Annotated in this window: 19 protein-coding genes and 4 pseudogenes; 6 read left to right on the forward strand and 17 right to left on the reverse strand. The window is 41.0% G+C overall.

Features of this window, described 5'->3' with window-relative positions; translation table 11 throughout:
* Positions 1-31: 31 nt before the first annotated feature.
* The 11 genes and pseudogenes from J4856_RS03655 to J4856_RS03705 all read right to left on the reverse strand — a co-directional run bounded on the left by J4856_RS03655 (position 32) and on the right by J4856_RS03705 (position 9354).
* On the reverse strand, positions 32-472 hold the full coding sequence (locus J4856_RS03655; RefSeq protein WP_025839996.1) for a hypothetical protein: 441 nt from the start codon (positions 470-472) through the stop codon (positions 32-34).
* Positions 473-1076: 604 nt separating this feature from the next.
* Positions 1077-1793 (reverse strand): annotated as a pseudogene (locus tag J4856_RS03665) (RHS repeat domain-containing protein); the annotation flags it as partial.
* A gap of 369 nt (positions 1794-2162) precedes the next feature.
* Positions 2163-2420 carry a hypothetical protein gene (locus J4856_RS03670; RefSeq protein WP_025839998.1) on the reverse strand — a complete coding sequence of 86 codons (258 nt, stop codon included), beginning with the start codon at positions 2418-2420 and terminating at the stop codon, positions 2163-2165.
* A gap of 131 nt (positions 2421-2551) precedes the next feature.
* Entirely contained in the window at positions 2552-3058 is a 507-nt protein-coding gene (locus J4856_RS03675) for a hypothetical protein (protein WP_244885770.1), read from the reverse strand.
* Between the two features lie 56 nt (positions 3059-3114).
* Positions 3115-3450 carry a hypothetical protein gene (locus J4856_RS03680; protein ID WP_234967313.1) on the reverse strand — a complete coding sequence of 112 codons (336 nt, stop codon included), beginning with the start codon at positions 3448-3450 and terminating at the stop codon, positions 3115-3117.
* Positions 3451-3459: 9 nt separating this feature from the next.
* The gene (locus tag J4856_RS03685; RefSeq protein WP_025839696.1) at positions 3460-3891 is read right to left on the reverse strand and encodes a hypothetical protein; all 432 of its coding nucleotides are present in this window, start codon (positions 3889-3891) and stop codon (positions 3460-3462) included.
* A 14-nt stretch (positions 3892-3905) separates the two neighbouring features.
* A pseudogene (locus J4856_RS03690) lies at positions 3906-4124 on the reverse strand (site-specific integrase); the annotation flags it as partial.
* 51 nt (positions 4125-4175) lie between these two features.
* Positions 4176-5033, reverse strand: a pseudogene (locus J4856_RS13490) (T9SS type A sorting domain-containing protein); the annotation flags it as partial.
* Between the two features lie 993 nt (positions 5034-6026).
* A complete protein-coding gene (locus J4856_RS03695) occupies positions 6027-7886 on the reverse strand; it encodes an erythromycin esterase family protein (protein ID WP_065367916.1) in 1860 nt (619 codons plus the stop codon).
* Positions 7887-8189: 303 nt separating this feature from the next.
* Positions 8190-8648: a hypothetical protein gene (locus J4856_RS03700; protein WP_065367917.1), complete on the reverse strand. Its 459-nt coding sequence runs from the start codon at positions 8646-8648 to the stop codon at positions 8190-8192.
* Between the two features lie 358 nt (positions 8649-9006).
* Positions 9007-9354 (reverse strand): DUF2019 domain-containing protein, encoded by a 348-nt coding sequence (locus J4856_RS03705; protein ID WP_065367918.1) that lies wholly within the window; start codon positions 9352-9354, stop codon positions 9007-9009.
* A gap of 651 nt (positions 9355-10005) precedes the next feature.
* Between J4856_RS03705 and J4856_RS03710 the strand changes: the two genes are divergently transcribed.
* From J4856_RS03710 to J4856_RS03735, 6 genes are all read left to right on the forward strand, one after another.
* Positions 10006-10752: a cell division ATP-binding protein FtsE gene (locus J4856_RS03710; RefSeq protein WP_025839700.1), complete on the forward strand. Its 747-nt coding sequence runs from the start codon at positions 10006-10008 to the stop codon at positions 10750-10752.
* Between the two features lie 46 nt (positions 10753-10798).
* Positions 10799-12130, forward strand: coding sequence for an aspartate kinase (locus tag J4856_RS03715; RefSeq protein WP_025839701.1), 1332 nt, complete (start codon positions 10799-10801; stop codon positions 12128-12130).
* A gap of 129 nt (positions 12131-12259) precedes the next feature.
* On the forward strand, positions 12260-13417 hold the full coding sequence (gene lysA, locus J4856_RS03720) for a diaminopimelate decarboxylase (RefSeq protein WP_025839702.1): 1158 nt from the start codon (positions 12260-12262) through the stop codon (positions 13415-13417).
* Between the two features lie 19 nt (positions 13418-13436).
* Positions 13437-14675 carry a glycosyltransferase gene (locus J4856_RS03725; protein ID WP_065367919.1) on the forward strand — a complete coding sequence of 413 codons (1239 nt, stop codon included), beginning with the start codon at positions 13437-13439 and terminating at the stop codon, positions 14673-14675.
* A complete protein-coding gene (locus tag J4856_RS03730; RefSeq protein WP_025839703.1) occupies positions 14676-15833 on the forward strand; it encodes a glycosyltransferase family 4 protein in 1158 nt (385 codons plus the stop codon). It begins immediately after the preceding gene.
* A 3-nt stretch (positions 15834-15836) separates the two neighbouring features.
* A complete protein-coding gene (locus J4856_RS03735) occupies positions 15837-17849 on the forward strand; it encodes a fructose-bisphosphatase class III (protein WP_025839704.1) in 2013 nt (670 codons plus the stop codon).
* Positions 17850-18017: 168 nt separating this feature from the next.
* Here the strand turns inward: J4856_RS03735 and J4856_RS13110 are convergent, their stop codons facing one another.
* The 6 genes and pseudogenes from J4856_RS13110 to J4856_RS13385 form a co-directional block, all read right to left on the reverse strand.
* A complete protein-coding gene (locus tag J4856_RS13110; RefSeq protein WP_234967311.1) occupies positions 18018-18746 on the reverse strand; it encodes an IS4 family transposase in 729 nt (242 codons plus the stop codon).
* A gap of 51 nt (positions 18747-18797) precedes the next feature.
* Positions 18798-19181 (reverse strand): DUF4372 domain-containing protein, encoded by a 384-nt coding sequence (locus J4856_RS13115; RefSeq protein ID WP_025839705.1) that lies wholly within the window; start codon positions 19179-19181, stop codon positions 18798-18800.
* A 199-nt stretch (positions 19182-19380) separates the two neighbouring features.
* The gene (locus tag J4856_RS03745; protein WP_025839706.1) at positions 19381-20571 is read right to left on the reverse strand and encodes a YncE family protein; all 1191 of its coding nucleotides are present in this window, start codon (positions 20569-20571) and stop codon (positions 19381-19383) included.
* A gap of 26 nt (positions 20572-20597) precedes the next feature.
* On the reverse strand, positions 20598-23012 hold the full coding sequence (locus J4856_RS03750) for a TonB-dependent receptor (RefSeq protein ID WP_065367920.1): 2415 nt from the start codon (positions 23010-23012) through the stop codon (positions 20598-20600).
* Between the two features lie 7 nt (positions 23013-23019).
* Positions 23020-23613, reverse strand: a complete 594-nt coding sequence (locus J4856_RS03755) for a TetR/AcrR family transcriptional regulator (RefSeq protein WP_025839707.1) — start codon at positions 23611-23613, stop codon at positions 23020-23022.
* A gap of 807 nt (positions 23614-24420) precedes the next feature.
* Positions 24421-25353 (reverse strand): annotated as a pseudogene (locus tag J4856_RS13385) (transposase family protein).
* Positions 25354-25566 lie beyond the last annotated feature (213 nt).

Below are 25566 nucleotides of genomic sequence, written 5' to 3' on the forward strand. Positions count from 1 at the left end.
CTATCACTTATTTGTAATATTCATAATTTCTTTAGGAATCTCCATTGGCATTTCCCAATTGTGGCATTTGAATAGCTTTTATCACTTCGCCTCGATGATTAGTCCATACCTTAATACTACAGCCCACAGCAGCTATCCCTGTTGATGTTATAGTATAGACGGAGTTTCCTTTTAGACTTATTCTTTTTTCGCTTGATTTTATTCCACCACGATAAACAGAGTAGCCCTTGGGGATTCTGTCTAAATATATTCTTTGGGGAGGAGAATTTGCTGAATCAGTCCAGAATAAGGATATCGCCCCTTCGTATGATCTTCCATCTGGGGTAATTGAGTCATTCTCAATACTAAGATTATAGAAAGAACTCTTATATACACATAAGGATTGAGAGCCAATATTAAAGCAAAAATCAACTTCTCTATTACAGCTGCATAATAATAAAGAACATATAATAAACGTTACTTTCCTATTCATTACCTTTATTATGATTAGATCTTTCGTATAAATTCCACCATTTATCAATTGTCTCAATTATCTTATCTTGAGAGTTTTTCTTATTATAAAATAGGTTCTTTAAGCCATTTTTTTGAATTTTATTATCAATAAATTTATTGAATTTTTGAAACTCTTGTGCTCCTTTGTCTGCATCATGCTCCTTCGTTGAATATCTACCATCATGCCAATTCTCTCCAGATATTACATTTTTTAAATATTGACCAAGAGAACTTGCCAGATGTTGAGTACCATTTACCTGTGGAATGTGTCCGACTTCGTGTGCATTTCTATTAAAGAATTCATAAAAGAACTTTCCATTGGTTTCCTTGTAGGTCATATTATTCTCCATATTTTTATAAAAATGAGTTATTACAGCATGGTCTGGATCTTTACCTGCTGTTAAAGATGACCCGGCAGTTCCAACTGAACCTTTTAATATACCTGTTTCTTCAAATCTTACGGTAGCAACAAGAATTTGGTATTCATTCACCTTGCTGACCAAATGCAATAAATGGGAAGCTGCGGGCGTAAAATAATAATCACCACTAGGATTTCGTGCTAATAATACACTACTATTTGCTTGTTTCCCAGTATAATCAACCAATAGTATGGGATTTTGATAACAATACTCATATGGATATAAATTAAAAGAGTTATAAACACCTCCATTATGTTCCCCATCAAGATAATTGTCATCATTTCGCGGATCATAATTTGAAATAGGGTCAACACTCATCCACAAGCCAAGACGTGGCTCATAGTACCTCGCACCATAGTAATACATACCTGTTTCCTCGTCAAATTCCTTCGCATTAAAGAGATAAGGCGTGTTCCAAGTGTTGTTGCGTTCCTCTATGAACACCTCTCCAAATGGTACATATTCGATATGCTGTGATACTTCACCGTCCAAGTTGGTGATGTAACTACTGCTACCCAAGTGGTCAGGGTGATAGTAGAACTGCATCTTTTTGTAATTGTCCTTGTCATGGAAATTATCGTTTACAGCTCTTATGCGTGCCATCGCTCTTGCTTGTGCCGCCTCCTGCGTAGCGTCGTTACAGCAGAATTGTCGTGCAAACGAGAGGAAAGTGAGCTTACTCAAGCTTTCCCGAGTGCAGCCGACAATGTCTTTTAGACAAACCTGACCATTTACATAGTCGTCGTTGTCCTTACCATTATAAGGTTGGTCAAACGCCTTGTAGTTATCCTTAATGGATTGCACTTGCTGACTATATTTTACCTTATAGTCTACGGTTACACCATCAGCTTCATTGCCTGCATACGGTATTCGTCTTGGGTCTGTCTCTTATGTTCACCGATATATACTGCTTTTTTGATTTTACTTCAAATTCAATCATAATATCTAATTAATTGTGGTTATCAATTATTTAACGTTGTTCTTTCCTGTTTATTGCTTGCGGCTTTCAATACCCTTATATGGGTAATAGTGAACACCCATATAAGGGTATTGCCTGTTACCCTTGTATGGGTGTTGGAGCGCGCTCTTGTATGGGAAAGTTCAAACAATCTATATATGGTTTAGCACTCTCTTGTTGTTTTAATATTATACATTCTGTTATTTATCGCTACTGTGGCTTGGCGTTTGTGTGCCACGTTTGTTGTTCTTTTTATTTTGACAACGCCCGATTTGGAGCATTACCGAAAATAATTATCTAAATTTTTTGGGGATATGTCTTTGCTGATTCTCCCATGACCACGTTGTGGTGCGTTTACTCTGTTCAAACCATTTGCAACCAGACTTTATCCAACTCTCTCTATACTCCTTAATTGATTTAATTGTGCAATCTTCATTACCAAACTCAACGCCACAACAAGGACATATTTCATAGGTTGGAGTTTTTCCGTCATCTCCCCATGGCTCAAAACCTAATCTATACCCACAGATTCTACAATAGAATTTTTCCATAATGAATGTTGATTTTCTGAATACTTAGCACCTTATTCTGACTTGAACATAGTTTTAGAGTCTCCTTGAGAGTCCTTTTTTTAATGAGATATTTTTAGGAGTAATTGCTCCGCCACATTTCTCCAGTGCAACTATTTCTCATGTGCTTTGTAAAAAGATATTTCCTTTATAACTTTTTTCTTAGGTAAATCACGAATGTCATAGATTGTAACCACAATGGTATCGGGTGGAACTTGCCTTTCAAAATAATAATTAAGCGTGTACGGTGCTTCAAATGCAGGAATGTTATCTATTTCCCAAGTTTCTCCATAACCTTTGCTTTGCAAGTTATCACTACCTGATAAGATAATTATAAATTGGTAGCTATCTCTATCAACTATTAATGCTTCACTATTGTAATCTCTGTAATTATACGGATGTTCTACAAATGATCCTTTTATATGAATACATATACTATCAAATACTATTGTAGTTCTATCCGTTTTATATATAGACACAAGTGCACCTCGCCCTTGAGATTCTGCTGCAGATATACTATTAGCAATTCTTAAAGTCTTTCGTTTATAAAAACAATTACATGAAGACAAAGCATTTATAATTAATATTATCAAAGTAGTCGATAAAATGATCTTCCGCATAGTATACAAATTGAATAACACTGCCATAACTGATTTTTTTACATAAATAGAATAATTCAAGTATTAAAATAAGCCTTGTAACCACGCACGTGGTCTACCTGTCCGCCGAGGTTATAGCCATAGGTGACCTTTTCCTCATCGGGGTAAATCATTTCCAATAGGCGGTTGTGGCTGTCGTACTTCCACTGTGTTACGTAGGTTGCCACCGCCTGGTTTGGTACAATCAGCGTGCGCACGGTCTTCAAGACCTCACCCATCTTACCATAGTAATACTCGATAGCACCACTACCGTCCTCACGAAGCATCAATCTGCCAATGCGATTCTGGGAGGCATTGCGAGACACTAAGTACAGAATACATTTTTGTTTGAGACGGCTCGTTTTTGTAATCATATAATTGCATTACTTGTGAGTTTTATCTCCAGACCTAAAAATAATTCTATTAATTGAACCAGTCTTACTATACCATACATCTATCCAATCCTCATTCATATAAGAAATTATGTCATTATAATCCGAATCATTTGGCAAAACGAAACGCATTTCTTGTCTAATTTTTTCATCTCCACTAATGGATTGATATATATATAGTATATCACCGTTTGAGAATACAACAAAATAAGCAGTTAACTCATCTTCATAAATACCATTTATTTGCGATTTGTTCTTCCAATATGAACAGTGTTTCCATTTATTGTCCAACAGGTTGGCTTTCTCAACAAAAGAGAAACCAATAGAGTCAAATAGCAAAAATGTATTATCATCTAGTTTAAAGATGACATTTAGCCCATAATCAATATCTTCGTTCCTATATAAAATGTCTTTTACTATCATATCCGTCTTTTTGCAAGATGCCCCAGACGATTGGAAACAGAACTTTCCTTGTTCCCCAAGTCTTTTAGCATAAACAAGCGGTAGTTCTCTATGAGGTCTTTGTTTGCCTCTTTGGGAAGGCAATCCCCATTTCCCCTTGTTTTTAGAAAAAGTGCAAAATTCTTCCGACTGTCCCTGAAAGCCCTGACAGTAGCCTTTCCTATCGTTTTGCCTTGCAATGCCTCCTTGCTTTCATCGTCACGGATAATGCCAGCTACCCTGTGGTGGTAAGCCTTGTTGGTGGCAAAGTTCCAAAGAAGGTTTCCTCGGCTGTCAAGATAGGAACTATAGAGGGTTAAACCGTAGCGTAGGGCTAGACCGCTTTCAACACGGAGTCGGTCTGCAGGTGTCAGCATACGGTTGAAAACAATGAACTCTGGGATATACCCATCAAAGGATGCCACATCCCTTGTCATATCAAGATAGGACTGGCTGAACCGAGTATCTCTATGTCCGGGAGCACTTCCGACAGTGACTAACGAGTGTTTCGGCTCACCCCAAACGGAATGTACAGGCCGGTTAGCCCACATATAGGAAACAACCCTAGGGAAACGTTCCAGAAATTCTGGTTTGGTTTCTTTCTCGGCAGAGCCATAAAGCAGGTCCTCTCCCTGTGCTTTGCCGTAGTCAAGGTATGCTCCACTGCCAGCATGATGTACCTTATCCTTTCCAACCAGGGTTTCTTCTCCATTTCGTCCCTTTAAGCCAAAAAGTGCCGCATCGGAGGAGGAGGTGGCTGCTATGGGAGCAAAGATTCCGATGACAGTTCCTTGGGCAAGGGAACTGTAAGATAGTGCCAGTTCCTTTTGGAAGATAGAGCCTGAAAACCTAAGCGCAGGATGAAAATTGATACTGTGCGTGTCTGAGAAGGGAAGGGCATTAGTATTTACCAATGTGGGATTGTTTCTGTTTCGAGAAACTGTTGTTACAGAATCGCCCGAAAGGTCTATCCAATGATAAGTTCCTAACAATGAGGATGAGGTAGGGACAGTCCGGAACCATGCTTCGGGGGCAATTCTTGCCCTTGGAACTTGGGCGGATACGGAAGTAGCCATACTAGCAAAAACAACAAGGGCGGACAATGGGAGTAAATATCGTCTCATGGGCCTGTAAAATTAATAAGCATTAAAAAGTGGATAACTCAGAATGTGCAATAAACCTGTATGGCTGAAATTATCTTGCCCTAATTTCAGCCAACACTCAAACGCCACGAATAAGAAGGATATATTCCGTAGACGGAGAGTGAAATCCATTCAAAGAATGAGTTACGACCATAAGCCTGTTATTAGTTATATCCTTGTTGGCAAAAGTATATAACATTCTTGAGAAATCCAAAGAAATCGGAAATTATTTTTGAGGATTTTTTAGTTTTATTGCACTATATTGCATTTCATGGCTATTTGAGAAGGCTTCGTTTTCACAATTACGACACTCAATTAGAACTGACTTGTTAAAAAAATATTTTGATTATCAACATCTTATCAATATTAATATCTCATCGAAAAAGGGCTTTGAAGAGATTTTAACTAAGATGTAAGAAATCCAAAGTTTATAGTCCAATTTCTTCCTATCTACTTTGTTTTCTACGAGAAAATTGCTATCTTTGCAGCATTAACAGAAGGCTCTTTGAGACATTGCAGAATAAAGAATTGGAAAGAAGCTCGCTCGTTTCTTATTCGTTCCCCCTTTGACACATATCCTTCTCAGACTTCTAATAATCAGGATTTTACTATTCGTGAGATGATTTTATGCGGAAATCACATAAGTATTAAGCGACAAAACGTACAACTATTATTGATTATTTACAAGTTACATAAACTGATACTTACAAGCTCAGGTGAATAAGGTCATTTCGAGGCATTTCGTCACAATATTGCAGTTATAAGTTCTTGATATTCACTTTGTTTATAAAATGGTCATACGCAAAAGAGATACCAATATCAAGCATAATCTATATAAAAGAAAATGCAATAGTACCTCCTATCGAAATGAGGACAAATGGAATCTCATTTGGTGCAAATAATATTGGTCATTTTCAAACAAAAGATGGGAAGGATGTGTTATTATATTTAAGAAATTGCTGTCTTCATTTTCTCCTAAAGACTTTTTTCATGAGTAACTTGTTGACTACGAATTCCAGAAAAATTTGTGTTCAGTTTACTTTCAATTTCCTTGACAAGTTCTTTTCTACGGTTCATCTTTTCTATCATCTGTTTCGTTCTCTCCTCAAAGGATATATTATAGAAAGGTATATTGTTCTGATCATCATGTTTTATAAAGAACACACCATTAAACTTCTGATATAGGTTAGAAGGGTAGAACTGATACGGGGTATCCAAAAGTCCTCTAAACCGTGTTAGCGTCAATTGGTCGAAAGATGATGTTATAGGGAAATATATCGAGCAATCGGTTAAAGCATTGAGGTAATGCTCTAAACTGTTTGTTGGCGCTTTATCCAACCTTTTTTGCTCATTCTTCCTATCTCTGCTTACTCCCGAGGCATAGCCACCCGCTGATGTAATAAATAGGGGGCAGTAGTCATTCCCATATTCTTTTTTCATATAGCTGCCCATTGGCACACAAGGAATGGCTGGGAAGGTAGAAATAGGGTTAACGTGTCCTGCATGTGCATATATGCACACCATCTTATCCTTTTCATTTGCAAACTTGTTTATTAAGAAATGCGCATTCATAGCCATAACAGAGTCTCGTCGTATCATTCTGTCAACCTCAGACGTATTTATCTCATTTCGGTCTAAATTCAGAAGATGCTCTAAACAAATAAGTTCATCGTTGTTAAGCACCTTACCGAGCTTAGAACGATGTTGCGCAAGATAGTCGATAGCTTCTGAAAGTCTGTCGTTTACTATTAATACGGCAAGTCTGTCAGCTTCTGGGACACGCAATTTCTTATTCATATCGGCTATGAAATCAAAGAGGTAAAAGGAAGAAGAGGTATATCGGTTCTTACTCCAAGGGTAGTCTATTCCGAGTACTCTTACTTTCTCGTGATCATTCTTTCCTCTGTTATAAGCTCTAATCTTGTCTAATAATCCCTTTTCTTGACATTCCTTGACCAGCGATGAGTCCATGACAAACGACTCGTCTTGTACATAACGATTATAATAAAGAGATTTTTCGATGATACGTTCAAGTAAGACCAATTTGCAATTTTGCTTCTCAATAGCCTCTTCAATCAGTCTGAAAGTAAATGAATTAATGTCCGAGTTTCCGTGCATTGATTCCCCTAAGGCTACAAATTTCTTACCTTTTATCTCGTTAATTTGCTCTAAATCAAAGTTTTTATCTTTATTTTCTTGGATATAGCTGAGTCTATCCTTCATCTTTACGGGTTCGAGAATTCTTACAGGATAGTCGTCAATGGGCTTATTGTCAAGTGTTACGCTGAGACGTGCGAAGGCAAGATAGGCTTCTGTGTTTTCCTCCCCTAAAGCATTGATTCGGATATTCAAGGAAGAGGCATTTGACAAGTTGATACGTTTAGAAAAGACTCTGACGACTTGCTCTGGCTGGAAGGTTAAGTTTTCTGATGCCAGCACCCTCTCTTTCTCATCAATGGCTTCTAGCAGCATAGAAACTCGCTTTAGTCCGTTGCCCTTACATTCAAAACCCACAACACCTTCTTTAAGTCGATTATTCGGTAGCAATATTCTTTGTGTGAATTCCGATCTTAACTTATTAATTAGTGGCAGGGCCTTCATATAATTCTTAGAGAACAAAATGCGGTTAGCGTCTTTCCTTCCCAACGTAATGCCACTGTTTGTATAGGCTCCATTCTCTATCCAAGGATAGAGTCTCATCGAGTCAGGCTGCATAACGAAGTTCAGGTCATACGCCCTTGTATAGGTTAGTTTCTCTGATTGTGCAATGCTTGGTATTGCTAAGATGAAGAAAAGTATTAAACTTAATAAATTCTTCTGAATGTTTTTTCTCATTTCCCCGGTTTTTTAATAATCGTGAATTCAACAAGTAAGTGCAAATTTACTTAATTAGTTGCAAGTTCCAAAACAAAGTGCAATAAAAGAGTGTCCCTCTCCGAGAGATGCAGACGTTCTCGACGCATAGTGCGAGGTTGTCTGCATCTCTCGGAGAGGAAAAAGAAACAACCAGCAATACAAATAAAAAAGGAGACCGAAGTCTCCCAAAGATTAACTAACTTTGTATTGCAAATGTATCATCTATGACCTTATGCTATAGCGTTATCCTTCGACGAGTATGGGAACATGGTTAGGATCCTTCTATTGAATCGTCTGATCAAACTTACCGTTACAATCTCGAACAACTATTTTTCGACGATATAACTTCTTCATGCGGATTTCATCCCATAAATGATTTTTAGCATCTTTCCATTTGATTAAGAAGAAATAGCAGGTATCGGTATTGTTGAATAGATAATTGCCATCTATGGTAAACAACGAGTCTGGATATACGATGTCACCTTGGACATCAATACCGTTCCACAACGTCACCTTAGAAGGATAGAGGTCACTATCAGTAGGCAAATATGCAGGTTGCAATAGACAATCCACACTATCAATCGTATCGTAGTGGGAGGCACCTATAAATAAGGTGTCATTCGTACGATTCGTGAAAATGGCGATAGTCCTTGAATCACATATAGGGATGCATGAAGAGACCAAACTAAGAATGATCGCAATACCACCTAACAAATTTCTATATTTCTTATCTATTTTCATATATTTTAGTAAGTGATTTAAATCTTACATGGGGGCTGCTCGCCCCCAAACCCCTCGGTGTTTTCAGGTATATTGCAGTTCTATGTTGAACTTGCAGGCTTTTGTTCTTACCATACTACATGCTATTCCTCCCACTTTTAGCGACTTCCGTTGAACTACAATACAAATATTAAACATAACTTCCAACCTGGAGCATAAGGTTCCGAAGCGTTCTCGTAAGTTCATTTTTTCTTTGTTTTCGGTTACAAAAATAGCAAAAGGCAGAGAATTTATCCTTGGCATTATACCTAATTTATTTAGAACCAAATTGATTATCAGGTAGTTATTCTAACAACTCCTAATCTGGAGCATTACTGGGTTATAATATTAGGGTTCCTTTTTCCCACTCATCTATAGTCATTTTAGCTGTTAGCGAATGAATATTATTACCACTTGCAATACTTTGCAATATTTGCATAGCATTACGTTCAAAAATAGGCAAAAGATATGTTGCAGCCCATATGCGAACACCAACAGATTCGCTATCTAGAAGTTTAGACAATTGCTTTATGCTATTTGTCTCTTTTAAATAACGAGCACTTTTAGCTATTACCTGATAGCTTTTATTTGCTTGTGTGTAATTACCTGTTTCTGTTGCTTCAGCATGCTTTATCGCAGCTTCTTCAAACTTCCTATAAGCCGTTTCTATTTTTTTTAAGGATTCCATCCAAATTTCTTTAATGCGTGGATTCAACAAGTAAGTGCAAATTTACTTAATCAGTTCGTAAAAGCAGTCTCTTGGTGTTCTAAAATTCATTTTTTTCTTGATCTCATGTTAATTTTGTTTGAAAACTTGTGGTTCTATAACGAATCGTGTGGGTTGTGTGTTGATATTCCACCGGTTTGGTGCGGGTGCTTAGCACATGTGGTGCGGATGCTTAGCACGTTTGGTGCGGATGGTATGCACCACATGTGCGAAGGACTAACACTATTACTGTATATGGAAGGGTAGTGATTTAATGTACGTCAAGCGTATTGAAACTAAGGTCAATCTGAAGTTGTATTTAGTTTTTGACAATATTTTTAGGCTCTATAACGAATTACCCACACGATTCGTTATAGAGCCAAACTTGTTATTTGTTGATGGCTGATGTGTTCAAAAGTCTCAGACTTAGGAACGTACTGTCTTATCAGTCCATTTGCATTTTTAATACCGCTATTTACACCATCGCCTATTCATAATAAAGTGTAAATGCGTTAAACCTCTTATTTCCTGCATCTATTACAGCGTTTTTTAGTACCTTTGCAGAATAAATCCTTGCCAATAGGCAATGGACATAAGTATCAATTGACAATAATAAATCATACAGAGATAATCATGTTAATAGACTACAAGAAGGTAAACATATATCAAGATGAACGCTTAATTCTGAAAGATGTTGACTTTCAGGCAGAAGAAGGAGAGTTTATCTATCTCATCGGTCGTGTTGGTTCAGGCAAGAGTTCGCTGTTAAAAACAATCTATGGCGAGTTGGATATTGATAACGAAGATGCTGAGAAGGCTGTCGTTCTCGACGAGAGTATGCCTAACATCAAGCGTAGTCGTATCCCTGCACTCCGCAAGCAGATGGGTATTATCTTCCAAGACTTTCAACTCTTGCATGACCGCTCTGTAGCAAAGAACCTCAAATTTGTCTTGCAGGCAACAGGTTGGAGTAGCAGCCAGAAGATTGACCGCCGCATCGAAGAAGTGTTGGCTCAGGTGGGCATGACAGATAAGAAGAACAAGATGCCAAGTGAACTCTCTGGCGGTGAACAGCAGCGTATTGCTATTGCACGTGCTTTACTGAACATTCCAAAGATTATTATTGCCGATGAGCCTACGGGTAATCTTGACCCAGAGACGGCTGCGAACATCGTTAGTATCCTCAAGGACTCATGCAAGGCAGGTACAACCGTTATCATGTCAACCCATAACATCAACCTCCTTGACCAGTTCCCTGGTAAGGTTTATCGTTGTAATAACGGCGAATTCTACCTTGTCACTGACAAGCAAGAGGTTAGTAAATTAGCAGAAGAAACGGCTCCTGTAGAGACGGTTGACGAGCTAGAACAAAACGATTAAGCGCATAGAACGCCACATAAATCCACAATTAGAAAGATTGAAGATGATGAAAGTAATGAAATTTGGAGGTACATCCGTAGGCTCACCAGAGCGCATGAAGGATGTTGCTTCCTTGATAACAAAGTCAGGAGAGCCAACATTCATCGTACTCTCCGCAATGAGTGGAACGACTAACACATTGATAGAAATATCAGACTACCTCTATCGTAAAAATCCAGAGGGAGCGAACGAACTTATCAACAACCTCGAACAGAAATATCTTGGCCACGTTGAAGAGCTCTACTCTACTGAGGAATACAAGCAGAAGGCACGCCAGTTCCTGAGTGAGGAATTCAACTATCTGCGTACCTTCACAAAGGATTTATTCACTTCATTTGAAGAGAAGAGCATCGTTGCACAGGGTGAAGTCCTCTCAACTAACATGGTTGTGAACTATCTTCAGGAACAGGGCATCAAAGCAATATTACTTTCTGCACTCGACTTCATGCGCACCGACAAGAATGCGGAGCCTGACGGACAGTATATCAAAGAACATCTGACAGCGATTATGGATGAGAATCAGGGCTATCAGATTTATATCACACAAGGGTTCATCTGCCGTAACGCTTACGGAGAGGTAGATAACTTGTTGCGTGGTGGTTCTGACTATACTGCTTCTCTCGTGGGTGCTGCCATCAACGCAGAGGAGATTCAGATATGGACTGACATCGACGGAATGCACAACAACGACCCACGTGTCGTTGAGAAGACCGAGGCGGTACGCCAGCTGAACTTTGAAGAGGCATCCGAGTTGGCTTACTTCGGCGCAAAGATTCTCCACCCTACTTGCGTTCAACCAGCGAAGTACGCAGGTATTCCTGTTCGTCTAAAGAACACGATGGACCCAGATGCAGAGGGTACAATCATCGACAACAAATTGGTGAGAAGAAATATTAAAGCAGTTGCAGCCAAAGACAATATCACGGCTATCAAGATTAAGTCAAGTCGTATGTTGGGTGCTTCGGGCTTCTTGCGCAAGGTGTTTGAAATCTTCGAGAGCTATCAAACTTCTATCGACATGATTACTACCAGTGAGGTGGGTGTATCAATGACCATCGAGAACAACAGCCATTTGGCAGAGATTGTTGATGAGTTGAAGAAGTATGGCACTGTAACTGTTGACAAAGAGATGTGTATTGTCTGCGTTGTCGGCGACCTCGATTGGAGCAACGTTGGCTTTGAGACATTGGCAACAGACGCATTGAAGGACATCCCTGTACGTATGATTAGCTATGGTGGAAGCAACTATAATATTTCATTCTTGATACGTGAGGAAGACAAGCAGCGTGCTTTGCAGTCGCTATCAAACGTCCTCTTCAACGAAAGAAAGAACGGATAAAATAACAATAAATATTTATTGTAGGAACAAACGCCCTCGACTGTTCATTACTGGAAGCAGACAACTGGACATACGAGGGCGTATGTCTCCTCTACAACTCAGATAAACAAACTTCACGGCACAACACACATGAGACAACAATTCCCTATAGATAAGTTCGAAAAGATTGAAACTCCTTTTTATTATTATGATTATAACCTCTTGAGAGAGACCTTACAAGCAATTAATAAAGAGTTGAAGAAGTACGAAAACTTCATCGTCCACTATGCTATTAAAGCCAATGCAAACGCTAAGGTGTTGAATGTTATCCAGCAGACAGGTATAGGAGCTGACTGTGTGAGTGGTGGAGAGATACAGCGTTGCTTAGACAGTGGCTTCCCAGCAGACAAGATTGTCTATGCAGGTGTGGGTAAAGCTGACTGGGAAATCAACCTCGGATTAGACCATGACATCTTCTGTTTCAACGTAGAGAGTGTGGCTGAGTTGGAGATTATCAATGAGTTGGCAGCGAAAAAGGGTAAGACAGCAAACGTATGTTTCCGTATCAATCCTGACGTAGGTGCACATACTCATGAGAAGATTACCACTGGATTGGCTGAGAATAAGTTTGGTATTGCCATGCAAGACATGCTACCTACCATCCTTGCAGCAAGTAAGATGTCGAACATTCACTTTATCGGTTTGCACTTCCACATCGGTTCACAACTGCTCGAAATGACCGATTTCCGTCACCTTTGCAGCCGTATCAATGAGATACAAGATGCATTAGAGCAGGAGAATATAAAGATTAAGAATATCAATGTTGGTGGTGGATTGGGCATCGATTACGACAATCCTGACAACCATCCAATCCCTGATTTCAAGTCTTATTTCTATACCTTCGCACGCTATTTGAATCTAAGAGAAGGACAGAAGCTCCACTTTGAATTGGGTCGTGCAGTAGTAGGACAGATGGGAAGTCTCATCACTCGCACCCTTTATGTGAAGCAAGGAACAGCAAAGCAGTTTGCTATTGTCGATGCTGGTATGACCGACTTGATTCGTCCTGCCCTCTATCAAGCGAGCCATAAGATAGAAAACCTGTCGAGTGAGGAGCCATTGCATGTTTATGACGTGGTAGGACCGATTTGCGAATCGAGTGATGTCTTCGCCAAAGATATAGAACTCAATACTGTTCATCGAGGCGATTTGATTGCGATGCGTTCGGCTGGAGCATACGGGGAAATCATGGCTTCACAATACAACTGTAGAAAACTGCCTGTAGGCTATACCTCAGACAAACTTTAATTAATTAGAAAACGAATAAATGTTCGCTTTTGATTATACGACCATTATCATCTCAGTAGTGCTGTTGCTCATAGCATTGCTGACCTCATTGATCAATCCTTTTTTTCGAAAAGTAAGGATTGCAGAATATGGTGTCCCTACATCCGCAACCGAAAGTGAAGAGACGATTGATGAAGAAGAGCCTGCTGAGGAAGCGGATGTGGCGATAGCAGAATCTATTGTTAGTGACGAACAACAGCCAAACCTCCCTCCTATCACGATTATCCTGACCCCACACGACAATGCGCAGGAACTGGCAAAGAACCTCCCACTCTATCTGAATCAGGATTACCCAACCGACTTTCAGGTGATTGTTGTGGCTCCACAAAATGATCATGAGACAGGTGATGTGCTAAAACGCTTTGCAGCGAACCCACATCTATACTCCACTTTCATTCCGGAGTCATCACGATATATGAGCAAGAAGAAGCTTGCCATTACCTTAGGGGTGAAGGCGGCTAAGTATGATTGGGTCATAATGGCTGACATCAATTGCTATCCCACGAATGACAACTGGCTGCAAGCTATCGCCAGAAACTGCAAAGAAAACAAAGAACTCGTTGTGGGTTATACGCGTTATGAGGAAGAGACACCTGCCTATCGACAATTTGAGCGACATTACATAGCACGCTACATCATGCGTGAATATCAACGTAATAAGGCTTACGCATGCCCGTTTAACGCTTTAGCATTCCGTAAAGCCACTTTCTTACGTGAAGAGGGATTCCGTGGGAACTTGAAGTATATACGTGGAGAGTACGATTTCATGGTGAACAAATACGCCAAAGGTAGCAACTTGGCCTTTGAAAATTCGCCTGAAGGAACACTCATAGAAGAGACGCCAACAGAGAAAGTCTGGCTCAGCACCCACCTTTTCTATATGGAGAATCGCCAACACTTGCAACGAACACCACAACATCGTCTTCTCCCATATATCGACCAAACGGCTCTGCATGGTAACTACCTCTTACAATGTGTTGCACTTGCTGGCTCGCTCCTCCTCGGTATGTGGACTATCGCTGTTGCGGCTGGACTGTCGCTTATCCTCACTATCATCCTGCGTTTAGTCATGGCGAAGAAAGCCTTAAGACGTTTCGACATTGATATTCCAGCCTGGAAAATTATCCCATACGAGCTTGCTATCGCATGGAAGCACCTTGGTTATAAATTAAAATACCATCGTGCAGATAAGTATGACTTCATATCTCACAAACTATAAATGCGCATCCTCCATTACATAGACAGCATAAAAGCAGGCAATCTGCTATCTGATTACCTTCTTCGACTCACCATAGCACAGAAAGAGTATGCTGATGTCAAGACAATTACACAGCAGGGCGACTTCAAAAAGCTCCTTGCTGACTATCAACCTGACATCGTACATATTCATACATGCTGGGAACTTCAAGCAGCGCAACACACCAATTGGGCTGAGAAGAAGCATTGCGCAGTAGTGTTTTCACCACATTGGGCATTGGATGAGTTGGCAAGAACGACAGAAAAGAAGCATGTTAAGAAGGTGAAGACCCTACTCTATCAGGAGATGATGGTGCAGAAGATGGATGCACTATTGGTTGACAACGAGTATGAGAAGCAGGACATTCTAAAGTTAGGATGGACTAAGCGTATTGACATTGTGCATAATAGCGTCCTCAACAGTACGTTGAGCGATGATGAGATGGCACTACAAACAATCTCATTCTATCGTAAAGTACTTGACACCCGCTACCAATACGCCATGTCGGCGATGGAGAAAGATGCTATCCCAAGCCTGCTACATGCAGGATTAGCACAAGAAGGCAGTCACAACCTCTTACCCAGCGACCAGCTTCTGAACCTGCGAAGTCTTAATCCAGAACAATGGCGAAGAATCTTCCTCTATGCTGACGATGAAGGGATTAGAGAGATTGTAGATAACTGTATCACTCGTCTTCAACTCAATGCTCCAGCCATTGACACTGCTGCGATAGAACGATTTCCACTATTATCACCGAAAAGAACAGACTCGGTTGACACACAGAAGCTATCAGGAAACCAGCCTATGACACGCCAGAGACTGAGTGAATATAACAACGAGGATGATGCAATCATCAAGAAGATAGCGACAATCATCGCCAACACGCGTCAAGTTGAACGGAAGAAGATGCTCTCTCTACGGCTATTGGCTGATTTATACACAGCTATAAAGTATAATGATTACGACGAAGACCGACTAGCTGACGTTCTGCGCCACCTTCGTCTCTATCGCTATTCACGGCGGATGATACAGCTCCTTGCTGAGAAGGTGCAACTAAAAGAGGGATTTATGCCCTTCCCTCCACGTGATGACAAGAAAACAAAGGGTATTAGAAAGAATAATTTTGTACAAAGACATTAGAACATGGCAAATAACAAATATGATTTAAAAAAAGATGAACGATATCTACGACTACTAGCAAAGTCGTTCCCAAACATTGCTGAGGCTACAACTGAGATTATCAACCTTGAGGCTATCGCACACCTACCAAAGGGTACTGAACACTTCCTTGCTGACATCCATGGTGAGTATCAGGCGTTCCAACACGTACTGAAGAATGCCTCTGGAAATATTAAGAGAAAGGTAAATGAGCTCTTTGGCGAAAGACTTAGAAACACTGAGAAGCAAGAGCTTTGTACGCTGATTTATTATCCAGAACAAAAGTTAGAACTCGTAAAGAAAGAAGAAAAGGATATTAAAGACTGGTATCATATCACCATTCACCGACTGATTAAGGTGTGTCGTGATGTGTCTAGCAAATATACACGCTCTAAGGTTCGGAAATCGTTGCCTGATGACTTCTCTTACATCATCCAAGAGCTGCTCCATGAACATGCTGACGACAAGGATAAGACCGACTATGTCAGTGCCATCATCAAGACGATTATCTCTACAGGACGCGCTGACGACTTCATCATTGCAATCTGTGAGGTCATCCAACGTTTAGTCATCGACCAGCTTCATATCCTTGGTGATGTCTATGATCGTGGTCCAGGTGCGCACATCGTCATGGACACCTTAAAGCATTATCATAACTGGGATATCACTTGGGGAAACCATGATATCCTGTGGATGGGAGCCTGTGCCGGTAACGATGCTTGTATCTGTAATGTCATTCGTATCGCCCTGCGTTATGCCAACATGGCTACGATTGAGGATGGATATGGTATCAATCTTATTCAGTTAGCAACCTTTGCGATGGACGTATATGGTGACGATCCATGTGAAGAGTTTATGCCAAAGGTGTCAAAGGACAATCCACTAGATGAGCGTAGCTTAACCTTAACAGCACAGATGCATAAGGCCATCAGTGTCCTTCAGTTTAAGATTGAATCACAAATGATTAGCCGTCATCCTCTTTGGAAGATGAATGACCGCCGTCTGCTCAATGCAATCGACTATAAAAAGGGTACGATTATCATCGATAGTAAGGAATACAAGATGCGTTCATGCAACTTCCCTACCATCGACCCAAAGAATCCTGAGAAACTCACGGACGCAGAACAAGCACTCATCGACCGTTTACACCAGTCGTTTACAGGTAGTGAGAAACTCAGAAGTCATATCCGTGCCCTACTCCGCAATGGATGTATGTATAACATCTTCAACCATAACCTCCTTTATCATGCATCTATCCCACTGACGAAAGAGGGTAAGCTGAAGGAGGTAGAGATAGAACCAGGTGTAAAACTGAAAGGTAAAGAACTACTCCATCAGACGGGAATGAAGATACGCTCTGCTTTCCAGACAAACAATGAGATGCAGACGGATGAAGAGCGTCAAGATGCTATTGACTTCTTCCTCTTTCTATGGTGTGGACCAGATAGTCCTCTCTTCGACAAAGCGAAGATGGCTACTTTCGAACGCTACTTCATTGCTGAGAAGGAGACGCACTATGAGGAGAAAGGCTACTATTTCGGTATGCGCGACAATGAGGAGGTTGCTGATATGATTATGGACGAATTCGATGTTCCTCATCCGAACCGTCATATCATCAATGGTCACGTTCCTGTACATGTTGCTAAGGGTGAGAATCCAATTAAGGCAAATGGAAAGCTAATGGTTATTGATGGTGGTTTCTCACAAGCCTACCATAAGGAGACAGGTATTGCAGGTTACACCCTCGTCTATCACTCACGTGGCTTCCAGCTCGTACAGCACGAGCCTTTCACATCAACAGAAGATGCCATCAAACGAGGTACTGACATTGTCTCAACCATTCAGATTGTTGAGATGAACCAACAGCGCCTACGTGTGGAAGACACCGACAAGGGTACAGAACTCCGTCTGCAGATTGAAGCACTCAAAGAACTTCTCTATGCTTATCGCTGCGGTTTCCTTACCGAACATGAGCGTAAAATGCCACCAAAGGTATAATAATATTGCTGTCCGATAAAACCTCTCCATGCTGCAATATTCTCCCTCAATCCTGCTGAAATACGCGTGATTAGTTCTAATTTCAAATTCCAAGCCCCCCTAGAATAATGACAACTCTTCTGGTGGGGCTTTTACTTGGGTAATCAATCTATCCCAGTCTCTATGTGGCTACTCAAAGAAACTTTGTATTGAAACATAACTCATAAGTAGAATTCTTATCATTGCTGCCAAGCCTGAGAAACTCCAAGCTCTCTTTATTTTGTTCTTCACCAGTGTTATAAGCAGATTGGCTATAAGCGTAATCCATATTTGTATTTTTATAGCATTCGCACTCTCTCCATAGAAGTATCTTAGAGGGAAATTCTGCTTTATTTGCTTAAATAAGGTTTCTATTTGCCATCGTCTCTTATAAATCGCTATAATATCTTCTGCCGACATCTGAAAATCATTGGTCAGCAGTGATATGAATTTGATATTCCCTTTCTTAGTCTTATCCTGATATGTGATTTTTCTTGCTTTATAGTAGATATCTTTTTCCTTTGTATGCTTATGGAAGAGAATGGTTTCTACGCGCACAGCTCCATAATCTGTAGTCATCTCATAATCTGTATCGGCAATTCTTTCAAAGATAAGATTATTTTTCATCTTAGTTACATATATAACACCTCTTTGCGTCAGTTCTGAGAACTTTTCATAGTTGGTATAGGCCCTGTCAAAAGCAATCAGCTCCTCATTGGCGTATCGTTCCGGAATAAATGCAAATTGATCATGACTAGCTGCAGATGTAAACTTGATATCGCTTGGAACATTCTCATTGGCAAATATCTCTGTATGTACTTTTATTCCACCATTTTTCTTACCAGTTTTGGGATTACGTCCTACACCTTTAAAGACCAAGTTAGAAAACAGACTTATTGTCGTAGAATCTATTATCTTTAGATTCTTCAGTCATTTGGGCTGTCCACAATTTCGGCTGTCCGAGTAAAGCTCATGGCGGTATTTCTCATATAAGTTCATATAGATCGAACCGAATATCTCGGAATCTCGACGTTTGTTTGCATCTGACAAGGTACTTCGACAAGGAAAATGCTTTAAACCAAGATGATTAAAGCGATTAACATTAGCAAAGAGAGAGGCCTTTATCTCACGCAGAGAGTCTAAACGCATCATTACTGCATAAAGCATGACGACAAGATAATGCCATGCGTCAAACTTCTTTATATAGTGTTCACCCCCCTGAGCTTGGCTCAGAGAGAGAATTTCATCACGATTAAAATAGTTTAATAGTTGAACATATAGCAGCTGTCCGACAAAATGTGTACTTTTGCTCATCTTATTTCATTTTTATTTTGGCAACTACAAAGGAAATAAGAAGGGCTGAATGTGCAAAACAATCAGCCCGTTTTTTATTATTCTAAATTAAAAGATATGAATGCACTAAAAGTTTTATCGGACACCAATATAAAGTTATTAATGTGCATTTTGACACCCCCACATACTACTCTTTCTGTAGATTCGATATGTACACAAACTACCTCAACTCATGCACTGCATATGGTGCACCAGAGGTTTTTACCTTGAGGGTCTCGTAGGTTGCAGTGGCTGGATGATAGACAGAATAGCCCATACCTTGGTCGGTGGACATACCGAAGATGATGTCATTACCCGACTTACAGAGGGTTGCAGCCCACCCAGCTGTGGCAGAGAGGTCCAACTTTGTACAGCTCTTATTGTAGAGATTAATCTCGAAAGGTTGGAAGCATTTATCGTGGACATAGTCTGGTGGATTGCTTGCAGCACCTGGGATGTTCAAGTAAGCATACACCTTTCCGTTGCCGCCATACACCTTCATGTAAGCATACGAGGTTTTATTGCCTTTGACTCCTACTAAGTCAACATCCGCAAGGGTGAAGCAGTAGGATTTATCAAAGTCTGTCTGACCTTTCTTAATACGCAGAAATCCCTCCTTGACACCAGGTTGATAGCCAAACATCGCTACACAATAAAAGTAGATATCACCCTTCTCATCGATGAAAGGGTCGCCAGCTGGCGACTCACCAGAGGCCATTGAGACACGAGGATCACTAACAACTTTGATAGGTTTATCGGTTTTTGTGTCAATCAAAGCCACGTAAGCTCCTGCTTCACAGACGTAGGTAGACTTCATCTGACTAAGTGCCACATAGAGTATTCCGTCTCTTATGATAGATGCGGCAGGCTCTGGATTATTGTCACCAGCGGCTTTCCCCAAGGAGTACTCCGCTAAATCAATCTCTCCAACCTTCTCCATTGCGGTAGGGTCGATGATGATCACCTTTCCTAACCCAGAACAAGAGACGTATGCCTTATTGTCAGAAGCGAAGGTGATGCACATTGCTGCCGCTCCACTGGGTAGTAGGATGGTATTCCCTTCCTGCACGAGTTTACCCTCTTTCGGTGCATATTTATAGATGTGTTCGGTGTCGGTAATATACACTTTCCCCTTATATACGAAGGAAAAAGCACCCTTTGGCATCACCAGCGCATTATCGGTATTGAGCGAGCCAACGTTCATGTCTTTGAAAACACTTACGTATGTATTGTCTCCGATGTTAACACTATGGACGAAACCCATCTCCGTCTTTGCCGGTGCAGGCGGTGTGTCAGGTGAGTCTTTGTCGCAAGATAGTAGTCCGACGGTCGTTAGCAGCATGATAGCTGCGGCTAAGAAATAATGTTTCATTGTGTTTTGATTAAAGAAGTTAATAATTATAAGCTCATTGCCCCACCTGCCAGTTTGTCTCTGAACAGGTTGAAGCGTAGTTTTGCCTTTAAGGTTCTTCCGGGCAGAGGCATCTTAAATTCCATGTAGTTCTCCTTGTTGAAGACGTTTTCTAACTCAAAGCTCAGTGACATGTTATTATGCCATAAAGACTGTTGGAGGCCTATCGTGAAGACATCATTAGATGGTATGCGCCATTTCCTACGCTCCTCTGCGAGCGAACTCATCTGCCATCCCCAGTCAAACTCACCCACATGCGACACGTCAATATATACTCTCGACAGCTCACGGCGGCCTATCAAGCCCTCTGCATGGTACTCCATGCCATAGTTATAGTAAAAGGCAGGGATGTTAGGAACGTGCTTATTATAGGTAGGGTTGCTCGTTCCTTGTTCGTCATTAAACCATCTTTGCCTGTCTCGGATATCCTGTAAGGTGAGATTAAAGTAGAGATAGACATTGCGTGTGACGTCCACCTTCACGTCAGTGTCCATTCCAATGGTCCTTGTCTTCCCTAAGTTCGTATAGATAGAACGTGTGTCAGCAGGAAAGAGTCTTATCATGTTCTTCATCATCATATAGTAGAAATTCGTCTCCCACTGTACCCTCATGAGTCCACATAGTCCTCTTCTATCAACGATGAAGCCAAGGTTCAGATTATTCCCCACCTCTGGCTGTAGGTTCACCGACGGTTTGATGCTTATCCCATTGCCAAAGAGTTCTCCCGTATCAGGTATCCTCACATTATGCGAAAATGACAGCTTTGCCCGTACATCCTTCCACAGTTCATAGCTGAAGCCCTCACTGAATCCATAATACGACCGTTCCACACGAGTCTGCTTTGGTGCTAACTCGTCTGTTACCGCCCCTTTTACCAGTGCGTCACTGGTTCTGTAAACCCTTGAATTAAGGTAGTATATGCTGATTGTCAATGAGTTTTGTAGTCGACGATTATTCGACACAAACAGATGACTGAGCCCAATGTTGTTTGCAGTCATCCTACTTGGATAGGCACTGGGGTCAAAGCCAAGATAGCCTTTCATGCGTTCGTCCTTAGGAGTATAAGCCGAGTAGGCGTATTGGTCATTGAGATTAAGCGTGTGCCGACCCCGTGTATATTTCAAGTTAAACTTACTCCTCACCTCAAACTGCCGATCATGCGACTCGTTAAAAAGGTTGTCGTCCGTCTCTCCTACGGCTTGCGTGACTGTTCCGTCCCATTGTCTCCTCGTAGTGGCGGTGTCTATCATATTTGAGCGGATAATGGGAGTAACGATAGCATACTTCATATCCAATCCTTTAACGAGGAAGTCTTGTTTCTCCAACACGAGGTTTGGCATGATATTTATCCCTTTTGTATAGGCATGTCGAGCGTCGAAATTAAGCGACTGTATCCCCTTCTCATTCTTATAAAAGGCACATTCTAAGTCGAACTTATCAAAGTAAAGTTTCCTAAACCCTAACCCAACATGATAGAAATTGGCTTCGTAATAGTCGTTCCTACGTCGCACCTTTCTATATGCCGACGCAGGCAGATTGGTCTCGAACACTGGCCACGACATCATATAGTCATTTTTCGACTTATTCTTAAAGAAGGCCACGTTAAATAATACCCCCAGTCGGCTAAAGAGTTTTTGTCCACTTACGAGTGTCTTCATCGTCCCAAAGGATGCCAACTCTTGTGTGAAACCCACTAAGTCGCACTCGTCTTCTCGCGTGACGATATTGATAGCACCTCCTAAGCCATCTCCGCCATACTCCGCAGGAACAATCCCTTTATACACCTCGATATACTTGATGACATCTATCGGGATGTCATTAATATCAAAGGACCCGTCAGGACTGTTCAGTGGGAACCCATCAATATACACAGCCACACGCTTCCCTTCTAAGCCATGAACCGAGATGCGCGACGCACTCCCCAGTCCGCCTGATCTCCGAACCTTAATTCCTGACGTCTGCGTCAGTATCTCCTCTATGCTACTCGCTCGTCCTCTCAGTTTTACTCCATCCACAACTGTCACAGCCATAGGGCTTTGCCGTATCTGATTTATCTCCGCACTCTGCACTGAACTCCGCACGACAACCTCACGAAGCGAGATCGATGAGGGTTCGAGATAGTAGTCTCTTGTCGTATCACCACCCACCGTAACGACCTCTCTAAGCCGTTTGTAGCCTACAGCCGACACCTCTATCGTATAGGCACCCGCTGCGGTAATCGTCAGTTCATAACCGCCTGTCCTGTCAGAGAGCACCTTCTGCTTCGTTCCCTTAACTGCTATGCAAGCTCCACAGATAGGAGTCGACGTCTCTTTCTCCACTATCTTACCCCTTAACAGCCGTTGGGCTGCCACGAGCAGAGGGCACAGACATAACATTGTAATAAGGATTAGTCTCTTCATACCTAACTTATTTTTTTATGAGTTCCTGCCACCCAGCCGTGTTGTAGCGTATATATTCGGTCAGAGCCTGCCTCACCTCCTCCTGCTGAAGGTCGGGTCTTGACACAATCTCACCGATAATCGTCAGCCATGTAGAGGCGCTGATACGAAAGAAGAGGGGCGACACACTCGTCTCCACCTGCTCCATGTAAGTCCTACTTATCGCCACTTGTTCGTCGATAAAGTTCTCACGGAAATTCTCTAAGGAGGTGCCCTGCGACTCAAAGAGCAGTAGCCTCAACTCCTCCTTATATAAGAAGATGATGCGAAGCATACTCGATAGGAATTCCTTCTGCCGTTGTCGAGAGAAGTCAAGACGCTTTTCCTCGTGCTCACCCTTGCTGTGCTCCGCCATACACTCGCCTATCACAGAGAGCAGCGGACGAAGGACAGCACAGAAGATATCGTCCTTTGTCTTAAAATAGTTGTATATATTCCCTAGCACAACACCGGACTTAGCCGAGATTGTACGCATCGATGTCTTTCTATATCCACACTTAACAAATTCACTGCGGGCAGCCATAACAATCCTACTCCGCACATCTTCTTTTAATGTTTTCATTAATTATCTTATTAACGGACAATGTTTTATTTTGTTCATAAAAAAAAGCGTATTGCATTCATTCTGCAGTACGCTTTCAATTGTTTGGTGCTCTATGGCATTTTAATCTCTTCTCCATTCTATCTACTTTTGCTGCAAAGATAGGCGAAGATTTCCGTCTTGTCAATACTTACTAATAGGTATTTTAACCCCGAATCGATTATTAGATCCTAAACATATTTTGTTTTATCATCGAGCAGATTGTTTGTCTTTTAGGCGCAGACGTAGCAGGCTACGTCAAGTTACAAAGACAAACAAGATGCCGATAAGAAAATAAAAGCTGTTAGGAAACAATATCATATCCCATAAATTTGTGCCTTATATGAGAAAATTCCATCCGTTCAACATTATGAAATATTGTTACAAAATAACAAGAAAAAAGGTAGAGTAAAAGACTAAAAACGAGTGTTTTAAACATCACCGTAACCATCTTGTATTCAATCAGTTGCAAGGATGGCTTTCAAAAGGGCGTTTATAAGGGTGCAAAAGGGCGTTAGTAGGGGACTTAAAGGGCATCTTTTCAAAGCTAATTGGGCGTCTTTTCAAAGCCAAAAGATGATGTTTTGAAAACGAGTTAGTTACAAACCCATTTTTAATATGCCTCAATTCCGCAGCATTATTCCTTGTGAGGTACTTTTATATATTGAAGTGACATTTTTGGGGTTTATCCATTGATATGGGGATTTTCTGGGGTTCTTGGTTCTTGCATAGACATGAAATCCCCCACCCAAACCAATGGGGAATATGATAACCACAAAGAAATACTGTTTATTCAAGGAAGACTTCAGAGTAGTAGGTTTTATTTGTATATAGGTTCAGAACGTTCTGCCTTCCAGTGCGCACCCATTTTGCTGGCACGCTGACAAAATGTAGGATAAAGGCTTTCAGCCTGCTTGTCTTTTTCAATGGCTTGACCTTTTCGCTGATATGACGGACGAGATAGATATATAAGTTCTTCAGCATGGCGGTAACCATCATGAAAACCATATTCTCAGCCATAAAGGAAAAGGGCAGATGCGACCAGCCAAAGTCATTGTTCTGTATATCGAAGTTCTTTTCGCTTGCTCCACGCTCATTATAAAATGTAATGATGTCTTTCTCGGTAGACATCCAGTTATTGGTGAGGATACAGCGGTATGTGTATATTACTCCGAACATATCCGTCTGTTGCTTGCCCTCCTTGTCTTTAAAAGAACTACGCTGTACGACAAGCTTGTAAGAATACTTTGTATCAAACTTGTGGGCTGGAACAAACTAGTGGTCAAAGTCTAAGTCAACATGACTGCCCACCTTTATAAGCCTCATCCTCCGTATCATATGTAAAAGTAAGGTGTTCAGCTTCTCTGCAGTGTTGAAACTGTAAGACCTGCCAGAGGTTTCGCTCTTATAGACAATATTTTTCTCGGCAAGTTCCTTTAGTCCGCGCCCTACAGTGTCGGCACCGGGTAATAGCGTATCAGGTCTCTATCTGAACTGCCCTATAAGCACATTAATGTCCTCAAGGCATTCTCCACCACAAAGGTAACTGAAGAAGAGAGAGCCGAAAATACTTCCATGGCTGAATGCTTTGCCGCTACTTCCACGTTTACCCAATACAGATTCTGTAAGTTTTTCAAAGCCTAACTTTGAGAAAACGTCCATAATATGATAAATTCCACCGAAAGAAGTGATATTCTCGTTTTTAATTGCTACCTTTGTCATGTCAGTTTTTTGCTTACTTGTTATGTTCGCAGCACCAAGATAGGTGAAATTTCTGACATATCCAAGTGTTTTGAGAACTTTGTTTCTCAGACACTTGGAGTTCTCACAAGAATTTATGCTGCGGAATTAAGGTATAACTAATCAGAGATATCTATCCATTTAACGGAAGAACCTAATAAATGTGTCAGGTGACAAACCTCAATATACTGTATT

The organism is Prevotella scopos JCM 17725 (assembly GCF_018127785.1).
Classification (GTDB): domain Bacteria; phylum Bacteroidota; class Bacteroidia; order Bacteroidales; family Bacteroidaceae; genus Prevotella; species Prevotella scopos.

Excerpts from the sequence above, each read along its gene's own strand:
- J4856_RS03655 (WP_025839996.1), bottom strand. The coding sequence starts at position 472 with ATGAATAGGAAAGTAACGTTTATTATATGTTCTTTATTATTATGCAGC.
- J4856_RS03670 (WP_025839998.1), bottom strand. The coding sequence starts at position 2,420 with ATGGAAAAATTCTATTGTAGAATCTGTGGGTATAGATTAGGTTTTGAG.
- J4856_RS03675 (WP_244885770.1), bottom strand. The coding sequence starts at position 3,058 with ATGCGGAAGATCATTTTATCGACTACTTTGATAATATTAATTATAAAT.
- J4856_RS03680 (WP_234967313.1), bottom strand. The coding sequence starts at position 3,450 with ATGATTACAAAAACGAGCCGTCTCAAACAAAAATGTATTCTGTACTTA.
- J4856_RS03685 (WP_025839696.1), bottom strand. The coding sequence starts at position 3,891 with ATGATAGTAAAAGACATTTTATATAGGAACGAAGATATTGATTATGGG.
- J4856_RS03695 (WP_065367916.1), bottom strand. The coding sequence starts at position 7,886 with ATGAGAAAAAACATTCAGAAGAATTTATTAAGTTTAATACTTTTCTTC.
- J4856_RS03700 (WP_065367917.1), bottom strand. The coding sequence starts at position 8,648 with ATGAAAATAGATAAGAAATATAGAAATTTGTTAGGTGGTATTGCGATC.
- J4856_RS03705 (WP_065367918.1), bottom strand. The coding sequence starts at position 9,354 with ATGGAATCCTTAAAAAAAATAGAAACGGCTTATAGGAAGTTTGAAGAA.
- J4856_RS03710 (WP_025839700.1), top strand. The coding sequence starts at position 10,006 with ATGTTAATAGACTACAAGAAGGTAAACATATATCAAGATGAACGCTTA.
- J4856_RS03715 (WP_025839701.1), top strand. The coding sequence starts at position 10,799 with ATGAAAGTAATGAAATTTGGAGGTACATCCGTAGGCTCACCAGAGCGC.
- lysA (WP_025839702.1), top strand. The coding sequence starts at position 12,260 with ATGAGACAACAATTCCCTATAGATAAGTTCGAAAAGATTGAAACTCCT.
- J4856_RS03725 (WP_065367919.1), top strand. The coding sequence starts at position 13,437 with ATGTTCGCTTTTGATTATACGACCATTATCATCTCAGTAGTGCTGTTG.
- J4856_RS03730 (WP_025839703.1), top strand. The coding sequence starts at position 14,676 with ATGCGCATCCTCCATTACATAGACAGCATAAAAGCAGGCAATCTGCTA.
- J4856_RS03735 (WP_025839704.1), top strand. The coding sequence starts at position 15,837 with ATGGCAAATAACAAATATGATTTAAAAAAAGATGAACGATATCTACGA.
- J4856_RS13115 (WP_025839705.1), bottom strand. The coding sequence starts at position 19,181 with ATGAGCAAAAGTACACATTTTGTCGGACAGCTGCTATATGTTCAACTA.
- J4856_RS03745 (WP_025839706.1), bottom strand. The coding sequence starts at position 20,571 with ATGAAACATTATTTCTTAGCCGCAGCTATCATGCTGCTAACGACCGTC.
- J4856_RS03750 (WP_065367920.1), bottom strand. The coding sequence starts at position 23,012 with ATGAAGAGACTAATCCTTATTACAATGTTATGTCTGTGCCCTCTGCTC.
- J4856_RS03755 (WP_025839707.1), bottom strand. The coding sequence starts at position 23,613 with ATGAAAACATTAAAAGAAGATGTGCGGAGTAGGATTGTTATGGCTGCC.